Origin of the sequence: Hyalangium gracile (genome assembly GCF_020103725.1) — a bacterium.
Lineage (GTDB): Bacteria > Myxococcota > Myxococcia > Myxococcales > Myxococcaceae > Hyalangium > Hyalangium gracile.
In genome coordinates this window covers 128216-144997 of the sequence record NZ_JAHXBG010000011.1, presented here as the reverse complement: position 1 = coordinate 144997, position 16782 = coordinate 128216, and the positions used below count along the sequence as shown (strand labels likewise).

The following is a 16782-nucleotide window of genomic DNA, read 5'->3' as shown; positions in this document are numbered from 1 at the left end:
GAATGGCGGCAACAGCCGCACGCCAATGTTCCGCGGCTCTCCGGGTCCACCCGGACCTGGGCCCGGCTGATCGTCCGACTCCTCGAAACGAGTGGCGTTGGGTTACGGTAGCGCGCCCATCATTTGCTGGGGGACACATGCACCGTCGACTGCCGCGGCTTCTGCTTTCCTTGCTGTTCATCGGTTTGTGGGGTGCCGCCTGCGGGGGCGGCGATGACCCCGAGCCCACCAACACTCCCCCTACCCTCTCGGCCCCGACCGCGCAGGCGACGGAGGTGAACTCCGGAGCGGCGGTGGTCCTGAACGTGACGGCCACGGATCCAGACGGGGACACGCTCACCTACGCCTGGACCCAGACGCCCGCTTCTCCGGCGGGCACCTTCAACAACCCCTCCAGCCCCAACCCGACCTGGACGGCCCCGGAGGTGACGACGGCCACCAGCTTCCAGCTCAGCGTCACGGTCTCGGATGGGAAGGACGGCACGAGGCAGGGCGCGGTGGCGGTGATGGTCCGCCCGGCGCCGTCCGGCAATCAGGCCCCCGTGCTCGGCGCTGGCCAACCTACGGCGGCCCCCACGTCCGTGGTGGGCGCGGCGCCTGTCCAGCTCTCGGTCACCGCGACGGACGCGAACGGTGACGCGCTCACCTACGCCTGGACCCAGACGCCCGCTTCTCCGGCGGGGAGCTTCAACAACGCCTCCATTTCCAACCCCGTCTGGACCGCTCCGTTGGTGACGGCTGCCCAGCGCTTCACGCTGCAGGTGACCGTGTCGGACGGCAGGGGTGGCTCCGTGCAAGGCACGGTGAACGTGGATGTGGCTCCGCCCGTAGCCAACAACCGCGCTCCGACGGTGACGAGCACCACGGCGACGCCCTCTTCCGTGACCTCCCAGCAGACCACCAGCCTCGCGGTCACCGCGACCGACCCGGACGGCGACACGCTCACCTATACCTGGGCACAGTCGCCCGCGACTCCCGCCGGGACCTTCAGCAGCACCTCGGTGGCCAGGCCGACCTGGACCGCTCCCACGGTGACGGCGGCCCAGCGCTTCACGCTGACGGTGACCGTGTCGGACGGCAAGGGTGGCTCCGCGCAGGGCACGGTGAACGTGGATGTGGCTCCACAAACTTCCGCGAACCGGTCGCCGACGCTGACGAGCACCACGGCGAATCCCTCTTCCGTGACCTCCCAGCAGCCCACCAACCTCTCGGCCGTCGCGACCGACCCGGACGGCGACACGCTCGTCTATACCTGGACACAGTCGCCCACGACTCCCGCGGGCACCTTCAACAGCGCCTCCGTGGCCAACCCGACCTGGACTGCTCCCGCGGTGACGGCGGCCCAGCGCTTCACGCTGCGGGTAACCGTGTCGGACGGCAGGGGTGGCACCGCGCAGGGCACGGTGAACGTGGATGTGACTCCGCCCGTGGCCAACAACAACCCGCCGACGCTGACGAACCCCACGGCGACGCCCTCGCCCGTGGGCTCCCTGCAGCCCACCAGCCTCGCGGTCACCGCGACGGATCCGGATGGCGACCCGCTCACCTATACCTGGTCACAGCTGCCCGCGACGCCCGTTGGCACCTTCAGCAGCACCTCCGTGGCCAACCCGACCTGGACTGCTCCCAAGGTCGCGACCGACACGAGCTTCCAGCTCTTCGTCTCGGTGTCCGATGGCAGGGGCGGCGCCGCCACCAAGTCGGTCGCGCTGAGGGTGCTGGCCTTCGTCAACACCCCGCCCACGGTGACGGGGCCCTCGGCCTCCCCCTCCACCATCAACGAGCAGACGGCCACCAACTTGTCGGTGAGCGCGACCGACCCGGATGGAGACAACATCACCTACTCCTGGGCCCAGCTGACCCCATCTTCTCCCCTGGGCACCTTCAGCAGCACCTCCTCGACCAACCCTACCTGGACGGCCCCGAATGTGACCGCCAACGGCGTCTTCAGGCTGCGCGTCACCGTGTCGGATGGACAGGGAGGTATTGTGCGGAGGGACGTCGACGTCACCGTCAACAAGGTGAACCAGCCGCCCAACGTGAATGCCAACATCGCCGGGCCGACGACGCTGGCGGCGGGTGACACGGGAGCGTTCTCCATCACAGCGAGTGATCCGGATGGCGACCCCCTCACCTATTCGTGGAGCCAGACGGCCCCGGCCACGCTGGGCACTTTCGTGGGCAGCCAGACTTCCGCGGCCGCTCAGTGGTTCTCTCCCGTGATCGGCACGCAAACCTCCTTCACCCTCTCCGTGAGCGTCACTGACGGCCAGAGCCCTCCCATCACCCGAAACATCACCGTGCCCGTCACGGTGCCCCTCTACGCCACCTCTGTGCAGAGCATCTGGAACTTCAAGTGCACGGGCTGCCATGGCGGGAGCGGAGGACTTAGCCTCGGCTCAGGCACCAGTTACTCGAACCTGGTCAATGTGCTTGCTGGCGCCTGCAGCCCACAAATCCCGCGTGTAGCACCTGGTAATCCGGATGGCTCGGCGCTCATCCGCAAGATGGAGGGCACCGGTTGTGGTACTCGGATGCCCTCAAACGACTTGAACTACTTCACCAATAACCCGGGCTTGGTGGTCCGCGTGCGCTCGTGGATCCTTGGGGGGGCCCCAAACAACTAACCTCCAAGGACTGAGGGCGGACCGCTGACCAACATCGGCGGTCCGCCCAGTGCCGCACGGTCCAGCAGATCTGACGACTCTCAGAAACCCGTCCCACCCACAAGCAGAGCACCGACGCACACTTTCCAGAGGGTGAGCACCATCCTCTGCGACACGCAGTCTGTGGGCCCTTCATGCTTCGTCGAAACGGCCCCCGGGAGGACCTCAAGGCAGCCGAGGCAGCACGGGTACCAGGCGGCGCGAGGTCGTCCCATCACCGAGCTGCCCATAGGAGCTTGAACCCCAGGCCCAGGCAGTGCCGTCACTGCGAACGGCCATGGAATGCAGTTCCCCAGCAGCAATCGAGGTGACGCCGTTCAATGCAGCGACTTTCACAGGGACGATGCGGTCGATGGTTGTCCCATCACCGATCTGGCCCAAAGCATTGGACCCCCAGGCCCAGACTGTGCCGTCGCTCTGAAGAGCCAACGAGTGGGCCAGCCCTGCAGCGATGGCGATGATGCTACTCAACCCAGAGATCTGTACGGGAACGCGGCGACCAACAACGGTCCCGTTGCCCAACTGACCGTTGAAATTCAAACCCCATGACCAGACAGTGCCGTCGCTACGCAAAGCCAATGAATGGCCACCTCCTGCGGCAATGGAGGCTACGCTGGTCAGCCCAGATACCCTCACAGGGATAAGACTGTCCGTGGTCGTCCCATCGCCAAGTACTCCATCATTGTTGTTCCCCCAGGCCCAGACAGTGCCGTCGTTCTTGACGGCCACCGCGTGATTGCTGCCAGCCTCGATCGTCGTAATGTCACTCAACCCTTCTACCTGCATGGGGGGAAGGAATTCGGCAGACGCGTCGCTGAGATAGAAACTGCCCCAAGCCCAAACCGTGCCGTCGCGCCGCAACGCAAGCGATAGCTCTCCGCCTGCGGCGACCCCAATGACATTGTCGACCTGCATCACTCTCTGCGGCGCCAGGCTGTCGATTGTTGTCCCGTTGCCCAACGGTCCACCTCTGTTCGAGCCCCATGCCCAGACGGAGCCATCGCCCTGCAGAACCAGGGAGTGATCGCTGCCCAAAGCAACCGCCGCGACATTAAGAAGTGTTGGCTCTTGAAGCGGCGTCAGGCTTTCGATGGTCATCCCATTGCCGAGCTGGCCGTTGCGGTTGGCTCCCCAAACCTTGAGAGTTCGGTCGGCCAACATGGCCATGGAATGCGCACCACCGCCGCAAACTGAGAGTGGTGTGGTCACTCCAAGCACTTGCGAAGGAGTGGAACGCTGTGAGGGTACGCCATCACCCAGTTGCCCTTCGCTGTTGGAACCCCAGGCCAGTAGTTTCCCATCGCTTTGAACCGCCAGAGAGTGGGTGCCACCCGCTTCAATGGCAGTGATCCTGTCGAGCCCGACAACCTGCCCAGGGGTAAGGAGCACGGCAGGTGCGACGATCCCAAGCGCGCCGTCGATATTATTCCCCCACGACCAAACCGTGCCGTCACTGCGCAGGGACAACGAGTGACTGTCACCCGCTGCCACAGCGGTCATGTTACTCAGCCCCGATACCTGCACAGGAGTAAGACGTTGGGTAGTCGTCCCATCGCCTAAAGTACCGAATATATTGCCCCCCCATGCCCAGACCGTACCGTCGCTGCGTAGTGCCACCGAATAGCTAGAACCTCCATCAATGGCGGTGCTGCTATTCAACCCTGATACTTGTACTGGAGTGGAGCGATGGGACCTTGTCCCATCACCGAGCTGGCCCTGCCCGTTGTCGCCCCACGCCCACACGGAACCATCACTCTTGAGCGCAAGGGAATGAGAGAACCCGGCAGAGATGTCGGTGATGTTGCTCAGTCCCGCTACTTGTACGGGAGTGGACTGGTCTTCCGTCTTCCCATCACCTAGTTGTCCGTAGAAGTTTCTCCCCCAGGCCCAGACGGAGCCATCACCTCGGAGGGCCAGAGCATGGCTCCCACCTGCGGCCATGGCAGTGATGTTGCTCAACCCAGATACCTGCGCAGGAGTAAGACGGTCGGTCGTCGACCCATCGCCGAGTTGACCATATGCATTGCGCCCCCAGGCCCAAACGGTGCCGTTACTTCGCAAAGCCAGGGAGAAGTTCGTCCCTGCCGAGACAGCGATGACGCTGTTCAGTCCCGCCACCTGCACGGGCTCGAGGTGGTTCACTCCCGTCCCATCACTGCCCCAACTCCAAACGGTACCGTCGGCTCTCAGGGCCAACGAGTGAGTGCCGCCTGCCGAGACGGCAGGCTCAGGGCAAGGGTTGGCGGAGATGTCGAAGGTCTTGGAGGCAGAAAGCTCCGCGCCGTTCGTGACGCTCACGGTGATGGTGGCCAGCGTCCCAGCGGGTACACAGAGCGGCGCGGTCCATGTCACCTCGCTCGTGGCATCCGTGCTCGTTGGCGTCCCGAGAGTCCCCGTACTGGCTGTCCACTCGAAGCGAAGCACGCTTGCCGTCGAGTCCTGCACCGTCACGTGAAAGGTGACAGGGGCTGAGGCCATCACGGTGGTCGCGGACTGTGTGCTCTCGATGATCGTGGGAGCCACCGCCGGCTCGATGCCTGGAAGCGAGATGCAACCCGTGACGAGGAGGAGCACGAAGCCAACGAGAGCCTTGAATGAGGACATGATGCGCACACTCTTACCCCGGCGCGCCTCACGCACTCAACGAGACCAGGAACCCGGCCGATCTCCCTCAGGCGCACGAAGCTGCTCACGTGCAATCGGGGTTTCCAGCAGGAGCCGCCAGCGACTAGCCTGACGACCAGGAGGTTGATCCATGCGTGCTCTCTCCGCTGTCCTCACCCTGCTTGCACTGCCACTGGTCGCATCCGCGGCGGAGTATCGGGTCGGCCCCAGTCAGACCTACGCCAATATCGGTGATGTCCCCTGGGAGTCGCTGAGCCCAGGGGATACCGTCTTCATCCACGCGCGGCCCACGCCCTACGCCGAGAAGTGGGTGATCGGCCGCAGGGGAACCCAGGCAGCACCCATCACGGTCCGTGGCGTGCCGGATGCACAGGGCCAGCGGCCCATCATCCACGGGGAAGGCGCCACCACCCGCTCCCAGCTCAACTACTGGAACGAGGAGCGCGGCATCATCAAGATCGGTGGCTCCAACACTCCGGCGGACACCCTCCCCGCCTACATCGTCATCGAAGGGCTGCACCTGCGCCGGGCCCGGGGCTCATTCACCGGCCGCAGCGGCACCTCCACCTACAACGCCAACGCCGCCGGCATCTTCATCGAGAAGGGCGAGCACATCGTCATCCGCAACTGCGTCCTCGAGGACAACGGCAACGGGCTGTTCATCGCGAACAGCACAACGGACGTGCTCATCGAGGGCAACTCCATCCACGGCAACGGCAACTCGGGCAGCATCCTCGAGCACAACACGTACACCGAGGCCCTCGGCATCGTGTACCAGTACAACCACTTCGGCCCGCCGTGCGCCAACTGCCTGGGCAACAACCTCAAGGATCGCTCCGCCGGCACCGTCGTCCGGTACAACTGGATCGAGGGCGGCAACCGGCAGATCGATCTCGTGGAGTCCACCAGCGCCACGCTCCGCGCCGATCCGTCCTACCTGCGCACGTTCGTCTACGGCAACGTGCTCGTCGAGCCAGATGGCGCGGGCAACCGGCAGATCGTCCACTTCGGCGGCGACAACGGCAACGAGTCGACCTACCGCGGCACGCTCTACCTCTGGAACAACACCATCGTCTCCACTCGCACGGACCGCACCACGCTGGTGCGTCTGTCCAGTGAGCCCCAGACGGCCCATGTCACCGGCAACGTCGTCTTCCTCACCGCGAGCGGCAACAACCTCGAGCTGTTCGGCGGCGCCGGCACCCTGCGCCACGGCGGCAACTGGTACAAGCCGAGCTATGTGTCCTCCTTCTCGACAGTCACGGGCTCGGTCGTGGACACGGGCGGCAACATCACGGGGAGCGACCCGGGTTTCGTGAGCCTCGCGGGCCAGGACTTCCACCTTCTCACCTCCTCGCCGCTGCGTGGCAAGGCCGTCGCGCCCCCGGCCGAGACGAGCGCCCACCCGCTGTCTCGCCAGTACGTGAAGCACCAGTCCAGCGAGCCCCGTCCCACGGGCAGCACCCTGGACATCGGCGCGCTCGGCTTCGGCACCAGCGGCGGTGGCCAGGATGGAGGAACGGACCTGCCCGATGGCGGAGGGCAGACTCCGGACTCCGGCACGGGGCCGAGCGGCTCGGATGGTGGTACCGGGAATCCGGATGGTGGCACCGGGCTCCCGGATGACATGGAGGACTCGGGAGGGTGCGGCTGTGGCACCACGGACAGTGCGTCGTTCGCGCTGATCCTCCTCGGGCTCCTGGGCGTCCTCGCACGGAGGGCGGCACGCGCATGAGCCACGGCACTCCCCGAATCAAAGGTCTCGAGAGCGTCGACCCCCTCTCCGTTCCCCTGCCCCATGGCACGGAGATCATCACCCGTGTCGCTCGCCTGGCCGGAGAGCGCCGCGTCCCCCAGGGCATGGTGGGTCGGGTCGTCCGCGCCCGCGACGGCGGCTTCGACGTGCAGATCGTCGGCGTGGGCGAGCTCTGGTACGCGCGCGAGGAGCTGGTGCCGCGCAAGCCCGGTCAGGTGCAGTTCGCCCTGCGCCGCGCCGCCGCCTGGGAGGCGCTCCAGCCCTGCGTGGTGCTCGAGGCCACCGTGGGCTCGCGAGCCTGGGGGCTCGCCCACGAGGGCTCGGACACGGACGCGCGTGGTGTCTTCGCCCTGCCTCTGTCGTGGACGTGGGGGCTGGGTGAGGTGCCACGGGATCTCGTCAGCGCCGATGGCAGCACCACCTACTGGGAGTACCGCAAGGCCATCGATCAGGCGCTCCGCGCCGATCCCAACACGCTGGAGCTGCTCTTCGTCCCATCCGTCAGAGCCCAGGACGTCCTCGGCGAGTGGATGCTCGCCGAGCGCGAAGCCTTCGTGTCCCGCAACATCTTCGGCAGCTTCGGCCGCTACGCCCTGAGCCAGCTCCACAAGCTGTCCAGTTCGCAGCGCCTGGCCGAGCACCGCGATCTCGTCCTCGACTGGCTCTGCGAGGAACCCGCTCCGGACCTGGACGAGGTGGCCCGCCGGCTGGCGAAGCACTCGCCGCGCCAGGCCCCCACCGTCGAGGATGGCATCCTCGCGGCCAAGACGTACATCAAGCAGCTCTACCGCTCGCTGTCGGACCAGGGGCTCATCGAGGCCAACGACTTCGCGGCGCTCACCCGCTACGCCCGCGGCGGTGGCCGGCGCCCGCCCGACTCTCGGGAGCTGCGGCCCAAAAACGCCTACAACCTGCTCCGGCTCATTGCCCTGGCCACGGGCTGGCTGCGCGACGGTGCCCCCGTCTTCGAGGCCACGGGCGCGCTGCGCGAGCGGCTGCTCGACATCAAGAATGGCCGGGTCGCTCTGGACGAGGTGCTCCGGGATGCCGAGGCGCTTGCCCCAGAGCTCGAGGCGGCCCGCGACAAGAGCCCCCTGCCCGAACACCCGGACTACGCCCGGGCCGACCGGCTGCTGCGCCGAGCGGGCGATGAGCTCGCCCGGCGCTGGGTGCTCAAGGAGCCCGGTCCCTGGGGACGCGAGGCCCCCACGGCGCCCGAGTACACCTCGAGCGACACGCAGTCCGAACCCGAGTGAGGGCGCTCAGGCGCCGGAGCCGCTCTCGGCGACGACGACGTCCAGCGCCACCTCGATCATTTCATCGAACGTGAGCTGCCGCTCCTCCGGCGTCAGGCTCTGTCCCAGGCGGATCTGATCGGACACCGTGAGCAGCGCGAGCGCCCGGGCCCCGAACTCGGCGGCCACGCCGTAGAGCCCGGCCACCTCCATCTCCACGGCCAGCATCCCCATGCGCTCGACCACGTCCAGGAGCTGGGTCTGCGGGTGGTAGAAGAAGTCCGTGGAGAAGACGGAGCCCACGCGCACCGCCTTGCCGCGCCGCTCGGCCGCCTCCACGGCCCTCCGGGCCAGGGTGAAGTCCGCCACGGCCGGGAAGTCATGATCCAAGAGCCGCATGCGGTTGACCTTCGAGTCCGTGCCGGCCCCCGTCGCGACGATGACGCTCCGCATGGGCACGTCCTTCCGGATGGCCCCGCAGCTGCCGACGCGGATGAGCACCTTGGCTCCGTACTCCTTGATGAGCTCGGTGGCGTAGATGGACAGGGAGGGGATGCCCATCCCATGGCCCATCACCGAGAGCCTCCGGCCCTGGAAGGTGCCGGTGTAGCCGTACATGTTGCGCACCGCGGTGACCTGGCGGGCGTCCTGCAGGAAGCGCTCGGCGATGTAGCGAGCTCGGAGCGGATCTCCGGGCATCAACACCACTTCGGCGAAGTCTCCCGGTGCGGCGGAAATGTGAGGAGTTGGCATGGCGGCGGACCATACCTCTCACTGGCACCAGATGGGCACACAGCGGAACTTCCGGCAGCTCGCGGCCGGGCCACGGCCAAAGCTGCACGCGCCGCTATCAGGGATGACCGTCAGGAGCCTGCAACCCCTCCCGCGAGCCCGCGGGCGCTCAGCGGGGAATCGTGCTCAGGGTGTGGAAGCGGTCGTACTCCTCCAACGCCTGGACGATCTCCTCCAGCGAGTCGGTGATGCGCAGGAAGCGCGCGTACTCCTGCCCCTGGGCGAGCTGCTCCAGCAGCGGGTAGATGGGGCGGGTGCGCGTCCAGAACTCGCGCCCCAGGAAGATCATGGGGCTGACCACGCCCACGGTGTTGTAGTGGTTCTGGCAGGCGTCCTGGAAGATCTCCTGGATGGTGCCCGCGCTCCCGGGGGAGTAGACGATGCCCGCCTTCGCGATGGTGATCAGGCCCTCCTCGCGCACGCTGTTGGCGAAGTACTTGGCCACGTGGGTGGCGAAGGCGTTGGGCGGCTCGTGGCCGTAGTGGAAGGTGGGGATGCCCAGGCTGGCACAGGCCGGGCGATCCTCCGCGCTCAGCGGGAAGGCGGCGCGCACCTCGAAGGCCCGAGAGAGCCACTCCCGATCCTTGTAGCTCGGCGCCCGGGCGAGGATGGCCAGCGCCGCGTCCAGCTCCGCCTCGCCGCGGCGAGCGAACCAGGCCCCCACATGGGTGGCCTCCATGGCGCCGGGGCCGCCGCCGCTCGCCATGAAGAAGCCGTGGCGCGTCAGCTCCCGGGCGAGCACCGCCACGCCCCGGTAGTCCGGCTGGCCTCGGAGCATGGAGTGGCCGCCCATGATGGCCACCACCTTGCGGTGCTTCCCCCCGCCGGCCAACAGCTCCTCCATCGCGTCGGTGATGGCGTGGTCGTGCAGCCGCTGCGCCAGCGCCTCCACGATCGAGACCGGGTGCGCCCGGCCCTGCGCGCTCCAGTGGGCATAGATGCGCGCGTCCAGGGTGTCGGCGTAGCTCTCGGGCCGGGACGGATCGAACCCGGCGTAGAGCTCCTCGGTCGAGTAGAGGCCGCTGCGATACGGCAGGTAGGGCAGCCCCAGGAAGGGCGGGAAGACCATGGCGCCCTGCGCGAGCGCGGCCTGCACGGACTCCTGCTCGAGCTGACAGCCCAGGAAGACGGAGCCCGCCAGCACGACGGAGGCGAGCTCCCGGGTGTAGCCGCGCAGATCCAGCCCCTGGAGGACCACACCGCGCAGAGAGGCCCCGCTGCGCAGGTGCCGCTCGAAGGACTCGATGGTCTCGATCTCGGTCATGCGCCGAGAATCCCACGAGTCGCCTCGGGGACCCTCGGTTTTCCGCCTCAGAACAGGCTGAGCTGGTTGTCCGGCTCGTCGGTCGCGCCGCCCTTGGGCAGCATCTGGAAGCCGTTGGCCAGGGCCCACTCCTCGGTGGGCCCCTCCCAGTGGCAGCGGTTCATGAGGACGTAGCCCCGCTCGTCGAACTCGACGCCCTCGGCGGCCAGCTTGTCTGTCTGATGGAGGCCGGAGGTGGTGATCTTCCCATTGCGGCCGAGGACGCGCTGCCAGGCCACCTGGACCGAGCGCGGCCCCAGCGCTCCCAGCGCGTGGCCGACGATTCGGCCGTCGCACCCATCTCCCACGATGGCGGCGACGTCCCCGTAGGTGGCCACCTTGCCTCGGGGAATCTGGTTCACGACCTTGTAGATGCGCTCGTAGTAGTCCCGCTCGTCAGTGGGGGGCATGACTGCTCCTGTCGCGCGGAGGAGTGCTCCTCCGGATGGGTGGTAACGGGTTGTGCAGATACCACACTACCGGATGGGTTGTGTACTATCCGGCCGCACCCCCTGCCCCGGCGGTCGGGCCTCGGACGGACGCTCCGGCGCGGTGAATCTCGCGTATCATCCCCCCCGGAGCGGACTGTCGGGGTCCGCCGCAGCGAAGGGGCTCAGCATGGGACTCAGTTCCATGGGGCGCGCATGGGCGCTCGTGGTTGCCGTCATGGCTCTGTCCTGTGGAGAGCGGGACATCGAGCCCTTCAGCCGGAGCACCAACAAGGTGCTGATCCTCGCCAGCAGCGTCAGCGGCGGCCTTCGGAGCCGCGAGGCGGTGGCGGCGGGCCGCTTCTATGGCTCGGAGGTCCACGTCGTCACCCCGTCGCAGTGGCGGGCCATGTCGGCCGAGCAGTTCATGACCTACCGAGCCCTCGTCATCGGCGATGCGGCGTGTCAGAGCGGCACGGACGCGTTCCAGGCCGCCATCGACAGCCGCTCGGCCTGGGGAGCCATCGTCGACGGCAACGTCGCGCTCCTGGCGACGGACCCGACCTCCAACGGCACCGAGGAGCTGGTCGAGCGCGCGATCCACTTCGTGCTCGACTCTCCTCAGTACCTGACCGCGATGTACATCGCCCTGGGCTGCGCCTATCAGAGCGCCCCGCCCGACACGGCGGTGCCGCTCCTGGAGCCCTTCGGCACCTTCCGGGTGACGGGCGTGCAAGGCTGCGCCGACAGCGGGCACCTGTTCCAGATGTCTCCCTCCCTGCTCTCGGACGGCCTGACGGACGACATGCTCTCGGGTGATGGGTGCGCGGCGCGCTCGGTGTTCACCACCTACCCGGAGCACACCTTCGCGTTCGCGGCGCTCGCGAAGAGCTCGACGGGAGCCCCCATCCCGGGCCAGCGCACCTACCTGGACTACAGCGAGGGCGAGGCGCGGCCCGAGGTGGGCACGCCCTACCTGGTGGTGCGAGGCGCCGCGGCGCAGAGTGCCGGCTGCGGCACGCCCGATCCGATGACGGGCGAGGAGTGCGACCTGGGCGATCTGCTCAACGGGGCGCCCGCGGTCTCCGGACAGCCGGCCAGGGAGACGTGCTCGTGGTCATGCCGGAACAACTGGTGCGGAGACGGCGTGGTGGACACCGTCCACGGCGAAGAGTGCGACGAGGGCATCAAGAACGGCCGCACCGGCGACGCCAACGCCACCATCGGGACGTGCACCTCGTTCTGCAAGCGCCCCCAGTTGCCGAGCGGCTCCCACCCGCCGGTGGCCCTCTGCCGGAACGTGACGGTCACCGCGACGCTCACCTGTGGCTTGCCCGCGGACATCAACGAAGGCTCCAGCGATCCGGATGGCGACCTGGTGGGCTGCACGCAGAGCCCGGAGGGCCCCTATGACATCGGCACGACGACGGTGACGCTGACGTGCACGGATCGGGCGAACCACGCCGCGAGCTGCTCGGGCGTGGTGGAGGTGCTGGACAAGGTGCCGCCGACGCTCACCGTCAGCGGGCCGCCGAACCTGTCACGGGAGTGCACCGCGGGAGCCACCTTCACCCCGCCAGGGGCCACCGCGAGCGATCCCTGCGACGGCCCCCTGCCCCAGAGCAGCATCACCGTGAGCGGCTCGGTGAACCTGGGAGAGCCACGCCCTGCTCCCGGTTACACGCTGAGCTATGTCGCGACGGATGCGGCCGGCAACCGCTCCGCTCCAGCCGTCGTCACGGTCACGGTGGCCGACACGCTCCCCCCTGCCTTGACCCTCCAGGGTTCCCCCTCCCTGTCCCTGGTGTGCGGAGCGCCCTTCGTCGAGCCGGGCGCCACGGCCCACGATCAGTGCGAAGGCGACATCACCTCGCGGATCGTCACCTCCGGCAACGTGAACACCTCCGTCCCGGGTCAGTACACGCTCTCGTACCGGGTGGCGGACCGAGGGGGCCGCGTGGCCACGGCCTCTCGCAGGGTCTCGATCGTGGGCACCGAGATCCGGCTGAGCGACTACACCCTCTTCGTGCTGCGCAACTACACCGGAGGCATGGACGTGCGGGGCAAGGTCGCGGCAGGCGGCAACATCCACATGATGAGCTTCTCGGTGGGCGAGGACCTGCCGAACAACAACGTCTCCCGGCTCCTGGTGGCGGGAGGCAACCTGAACCTCACCAGCGGCAGCGTCTGGGGTGAGGCCTTCTATGGAGGCGCCTACAGCACGGGCGGGGGCGTCACCTTCCACCGGGGCACCCTGTCGCGCGGCGCGCCCATCGACTTCGCCGCCCGCTTCACCCAGTTGCGCAGCCTGTCCGCCCAGCTCGCGGCCCTGACTCCCACGGGCACGGCGACGCGCTCGTCCGGGGGCTACCACCTGCTCTCGCTGAGCGGCACGAACCCCAAGGTGAACGTCTTCGAGGTGCAGGGCAGCGCCTTGAACGGCCTCAACCAGCTGGACATCCGCGCGCCAGCCGGCTCGCTGGCGATCATCAACATCCGAGGCACCACCGCCACGCTCTCGAACATGGGCATCACGATGAGCGGAGGCATCGATGCCCACGGCATCCTCTACAACCTCCCGGAGGCGACGACCTTCCATGCCAGCAGCATCGGCATCTGGGGCACGCTGCTGGCCCCCCATGCCGATGTCACCTTCAACAACGGGAACTGGGATGGAGGCATCTACGCCGTGTCGATGACGGGCACGGCGGAGGGCCACCTCAACGTGCTGAACGACCGCGCCTCCTGCCAGTAAGGCCCCCGGGCCACCGCCCGCGATTCAGGAGACGCCGTACTTGCCAGGGGCCAGGATGCCCTCCGGATCCAGGGCCCGCTTGATGCGCGAGAGCACCTCGGGCACGCCCTGGAGCTGGGCCATCGCCTCCTGCTGCATGTCGAGCGGCGCCCGGGCCACCGTGAAGCCGGCCTCGGCATAGGCCTTCAGCAGGGCTCGGAAGCAGCGCCCGGCGCGCTGGCGCTCCTCGGCGTCCTGCCGGTTGTAGAGGAGGATGTGCAGCGCCCGGGCCAGGCGCGGTCCACACACGTACTCGGTGACGAACTCGAAGCCATGCTCGGCGAGGATGCGGCGGGACAACGCCTGCTGCTCGTTGGCGACCTTCCCCACCATGGGCGTGGCGGGCAGGAACCAGGTGGCCCCGCTTCCAGGCCGCCACTGGAGCAGCCCCAGCTCGTCCTTGGTGGGCTGCCCGCTGAACGTGTCGATGTGGATCTTCAGGATGCGGCTCTTCTCCGCCTCGGCGTGCGCGATGTAGCGCGCCTTGCCGGAGCGCAGGAAGTGGGCCTTCACCCGCTCGAGCAGCGGCTGCACGGCCTCCTCCGAGGCCCCGTAGAAGGCGCCGGAGACCAGCCACGCGCCGAGCCCGTGCTTCTCCCGCAGCTCCCTGCGCACCTCTGGAGGTAGCGGCGTCCGGCCGCCGGTCTTGTCGAAGGGGTACGTCTCCTCCGTCCCGAACGCGTACACGTCGCTCGTCACCTTGATGAGCGTGGGCACCACGTTGTTGAGCTTGAGCGGGCGGACCAGCTCGATGATCTCGCTCAGGTCCTCGTCCTCCGGGAAGGTGAAGAAGAAGGAGCGCAGCACGGGAGGCCGGGGCATCAGCCACACACCCAGCCGCGTGACGATGCCCAGGTTGGACTGGATGAAGAGGCCGTCGAGGAACGGGCCGTAGCCATACTTGGACAGGTACTGCGTCTTCGAGCCCGGCAGGGCCCCATCGGAGGTGCGCACCACCTCCCCCGTGGGCAGCACCACCTCGAAGCCACAGCTCATGCCGAAGTGGTCGAAGTACGGCGTGTAGCCGGCGCCCTTGTCGAGCGTGTTCCCCAGGATGCCCCCATCGGGCGGACCGGAGGTGGTGTCCATCATCAGCTTGTGCCCGCGCCGGCCCAGCTCTTCATGGAGCTGCGCGTAGGTGACGCCGGGCTCCACCACGGCATAGGCGAGCGTCTCGTCGATCTCGACGATGCGCTTCATGCGCCGCCCCAGGTCCACCACCACCTGCCCTGGCTTCACCGGAGACTTGAGCCCCAGCCCGCGATTCTCTCCCGTGCTCGTGGGCCACAGGTGGATGCCGTGCTGGTTGGCCATCCGGACGATGGCCTGCACGTCCTCGGTCGAGCCTGGGTAGACGACTCCAGCCGGAGGCAGGGCGCCCACGGGCAGCAGGTTCACGGCATAGCGCGCCAGCGTCTCGGGCGTCGTGTCCACGACATCGGGACCGAGTTGCTCCCGGGCAGCGCTGAAGAAGGGCTCGGAGGGATGGGGCATGGTGGGCCTATCCTGCACCGAACCCGCGCTTCCATATAAGGTGGATACCGGTCCATGCGCCGGCTCCTCCTCAGCGCGCGACAGCTTTGCACGCGGCACCCGGTCGCCCTGGGCGTCTTCGGGACGTTCCTGCTCTGCCTGCTGCTCCGGCTGCTGTACCTGCTGGGCGCGCCGGACCGGGACTGGCCGTTCTCCATCTTCTTCTATGGAGACACCCGCTTCTTCCATGGGTACGCCCTGGACTGGGTGAGGGACAGGCCAGCCCAGGCCTCGCTCCCGTACCACCCGCCCCTGTTCCCCGCGTTCCTCGGGCTGCTCTACCAGCTCCTGGGAGAGCCGCGCGGCAGCGCCTTCCCCTACAAGCTGAGCCTCGCGGTGCTGAACTCGGCCACGGTGGCGTTCTCCTTCTGGTGGTGGCGCCGGGTGCTGGGCACGGGCTGGAGCCTGCTCGCCGCGGGGCTCTTCTCGGCGAGCTTCGGCTGGCTGCTGCTCTCCACCACGTACAGCAACGAGGTGCTGTACGCGCTCTTCCTCTCCGCCACGTGCTGGCTCGTGCTCCAGTCCACCCGAGGCCTCACGTGGGGAGCCGCCGTGCTCCTGGGCGCCATCATGGGCCTGGGCTCGCTGACGCGGGCCGAGCACCTCTACCTCTGGCCCTTCCTCCTGGCCTACGTCGCCTTCGACCGGGAGCGGCAGGTGCCCTGGAAGCCCCAGCTCGTCCGCTGGGCGGTGGCGGGGGCCGTCTGCCTGGCGGTGCTGGCCCCGTGGAGCGTGCGCAACGCGCGGGTGCTCCAGGAGCTCAACGCGCGCAACCCGGACCTCGAGCCGCTCCCGGAGCTGACCCTGGTCACCGTGTACGGGCCCATCAACTTCGCCATGGCGAACAACGCCCAGGCCACGGGCGGCTTCACGCCGGACGTCATCAACCAGCTCGGCGTGAGCGGCAACCTCGACGTGGCCAACCCGGCCCAGCGCCGCCTGCTGCTCCACGGCTACGCGGAGGGCCTGCGCTGGATGGCCGAGCACCCCGGCGACGCGGCCCCCCTGCTCCTGCGCAAGCTGGACCGCTGGCTGGACGGGCTGAGCCTGGGGCTCGGGGCCTCCGACTTCCCCTCGGGGCTGCGCGGCGCCCGGCCTCCCGTGGACGTCTTCGTGCCCGAGAGCACCTGGCTCAAGTGGCCGCTCACGCTGCTGCTGCTGCTCGGGGCGGCGCTCTCGCTACGCGCGCCCCACCGCGCCTTCAGCCTCTTCACCCTCGTGGTGCTGCACCGCCTGCTCATCACCCTGGCCTTCTTCGGCTACGCGCGAGGGCTGCTGGCCATCTTCCCGGCCCTGCTCCCGCTGCTGCTCCTGCCCGCGAAGGTGCTGGCCTCCCGCCGCCCCGGCCTCGCCGGCAAGCTGCCCGCGCTCGCCGCCGCCGCCCTGCTCCTCCTCTGGCTCGAGGCCGGAGTGCTGGCGCTGCGCGAGCCCCGCTCCTTCTCGGCCAGCGGCACCACGGAGAGGACGGGCGGCAAGCTCATCCAGGATGACTGGGTACAGATCTGGCCGAAAACTTGAGCTCAACTGCAAGTGATTGCGGCGCGCACTGCTAGTCCTTGTCTGGCATAGGTTTCTAGTTTAGAGAGGCTGCCCCCGAATCAGGCTTTTGGCGGCAATTCTCTTCCAGCCTTCGTCCTGCGCCGCCTGGTC

10 protein-coding genes are annotated in these 16782 nt (G+C 68.0%); 5 read left to right on the top strand and 5 right to left on the bottom strand.

Translation table 11 applies throughout. From position 1 onward, the window contains the following. The first annotated feature begins 2 nt into the window (after positions 1-2). Positions 3-2627 carry a PKD domain-containing protein gene (locus KY572_RS23255; RefSeq protein ID WP_407659988.1) on the top strand — a complete coding sequence of 875 codons (2625 nt, stop codon included), beginning with the start codon at positions 3-5 and terminating at the stop codon, positions 2625-2627. 204 nt (positions 2628-2831) lie between these two features. Here KY572_RS23255 and KY572_RS23250 read toward each other — a convergent pair whose 3' ends face one another. Further along, positions 2832-5270 (bottom strand): RCC1 domain-containing protein, encoded by a 2439-nt coding sequence (locus KY572_RS23250; RefSeq protein ID WP_224245133.1) that lies wholly within the window; start codon positions 5268-5270, stop codon positions 2832-2834. A 151-nt stretch (positions 5271-5421) separates the two neighbouring features. Between KY572_RS23250 and KY572_RS23245 the strand changes: the two genes are divergently transcribed. Both KY572_RS23245 and KY572_RS23240 read left to right on the top strand, forming a co-directional pair. Next, positions 5422-7026 (top strand): right-handed parallel beta-helix repeat-containing protein, encoded by a 1605-nt coding sequence (locus tag KY572_RS23245; RefSeq protein ID WP_224245132.1) that lies wholly within the window; start codon positions 5422-5424, stop codon positions 7024-7026. After that, the gene (locus tag KY572_RS23240) at positions 7023-8303 is read left to right on the top strand and encodes a DNA polymerase beta superfamily protein (protein WP_224245131.1); all 1281 of its coding nucleotides are present in this window, start codon (positions 7023-7025) and stop codon (positions 8301-8303) included. The genes KY572_RS23245 and KY572_RS23240 overlap by 4 nt, the downstream gene beginning before the upstream one ends. A gap of 6 nt (positions 8304-8309) precedes the next feature. Here the strand turns inward: KY572_RS23240 and deoD are convergent, their stop codons facing one another. From deoD to KY572_RS23225, 3 genes are all read right to left on the bottom strand, one after another. After that, positions 8310-9035, bottom strand: coding sequence for a purine-nucleoside phosphorylase (gene deoD, locus KY572_RS23235; protein WP_224245130.1), 726 nt, complete (start codon positions 9033-9035; stop codon positions 8310-8312). Positions 9036-9183: 148 nt separating this feature from the next. Further along, the gene (locus KY572_RS23230) at positions 9184-10338 is read right to left on the bottom strand and encodes an LOG family protein (RefSeq protein WP_224245129.1); all 1155 of its coding nucleotides are present in this window, start codon (positions 10336-10338) and stop codon (positions 9184-9186) included. 47 nt (positions 10339-10385) lie between these two features. Beyond that, on the bottom strand, positions 10386-10787 hold the full coding sequence (locus KY572_RS23225; protein ID WP_224245128.1) for an MGMT family protein: 402 nt from the start codon (positions 10785-10787) through the stop codon (positions 10386-10388). Positions 10788-11043: 256 nt separating this feature from the next. Here KY572_RS23225 and KY572_RS23220 point away from each other — a divergent pair, with 256 nt between their 5' ends. Continuing rightward, on the top strand, positions 11044-13560 hold the full coding sequence (locus KY572_RS23220; protein ID WP_224245127.1) for a choice-of-anchor A family protein: 2517 nt from the start codon (positions 11044-11046) through the stop codon (positions 13558-13560). Positions 13561-13584: 24 nt separating this feature from the next. Here the strand turns inward: KY572_RS23220 and KY572_RS23215 are convergent, their stop codons facing one another. Next, the gene (locus KY572_RS23215) at positions 13585-15093 is read right to left on the bottom strand and encodes an FAD-binding oxidoreductase (RefSeq protein ID WP_224245126.1); all 1509 of its coding nucleotides are present in this window, start codon (positions 15091-15093) and stop codon (positions 13585-13587) included. 54 nt (positions 15094-15147) lie between these two features. On the opposite strand from KY572_RS23215, the gene KY572_RS23210 reads away from it, so the two are divergent. Next, entirely contained in the window at positions 15148-16650 is a 1503-nt protein-coding gene (locus tag KY572_RS23210) for an ArnT family glycosyltransferase (protein WP_224245125.1), read from the top strand. Positions 16651-16782: the final 132 nt, after the last annotated feature.

Excerpts from the sequence above, each read along its gene's own strand:
- KY572_RS23255 (WP_407659988.1), top strand. The coding sequence starts at position 3 with ATGGCGGCAACAGCCGCACGCCAATGTTCCGCGGCTCTCCGGGTCCAC.
- KY572_RS23250 (WP_224245133.1), bottom strand. The coding sequence starts at position 5,270 with ATGTCCTCATTCAAGGCTCTCGTTGGCTTCGTGCTCCTCCTCGTCACG.
- KY572_RS23245 (WP_224245132.1), top strand. The coding sequence starts at position 5,422 with ATGCGTGCTCTCTCCGCTGTCCTCACCCTGCTTGCACTGCCACTGGTC.
- KY572_RS23240 (WP_224245131.1), top strand. The coding sequence starts at position 7,023 with ATGAGCCACGGCACTCCCCGAATCAAAGGTCTCGAGAGCGTCGACCCC.
- deoD (WP_224245130.1), bottom strand. The coding sequence starts at position 9,035 with ATGCCAACTCCTCACATTTCCGCCGCACCGGGAGACTTCGCCGAAGTG.
- KY572_RS23230 (WP_224245129.1), bottom strand. The coding sequence starts at position 10,338 with ATGACCGAGATCGAGACCATCGAGTCCTTCGAGCGGCACCTGCGCAGC.
- KY572_RS23225 (WP_224245128.1), bottom strand. The coding sequence starts at position 10,787 with ATGCCCCCCACTGACGAGCGGGACTACTACGAGCGCATCTACAAGGTC.
- KY572_RS23220 (WP_224245127.1), top strand. The coding sequence starts at position 11,044 with ATGGCTCTGTCCTGTGGAGAGCGGGACATCGAGCCCTTCAGCCGGAGC.
- KY572_RS23215 (WP_224245126.1), bottom strand. The coding sequence starts at position 15,093 with ATGCCCCATCCCTCCGAGCCCTTCTTCAGCGCTGCCCGGGAGCAACTC.
- KY572_RS23210 (WP_224245125.1), top strand. The coding sequence starts at position 15,148 with ATGCGCCGGCTCCTCCTCAGCGCGCGACAGCTTTGCACGCGGCACCCG.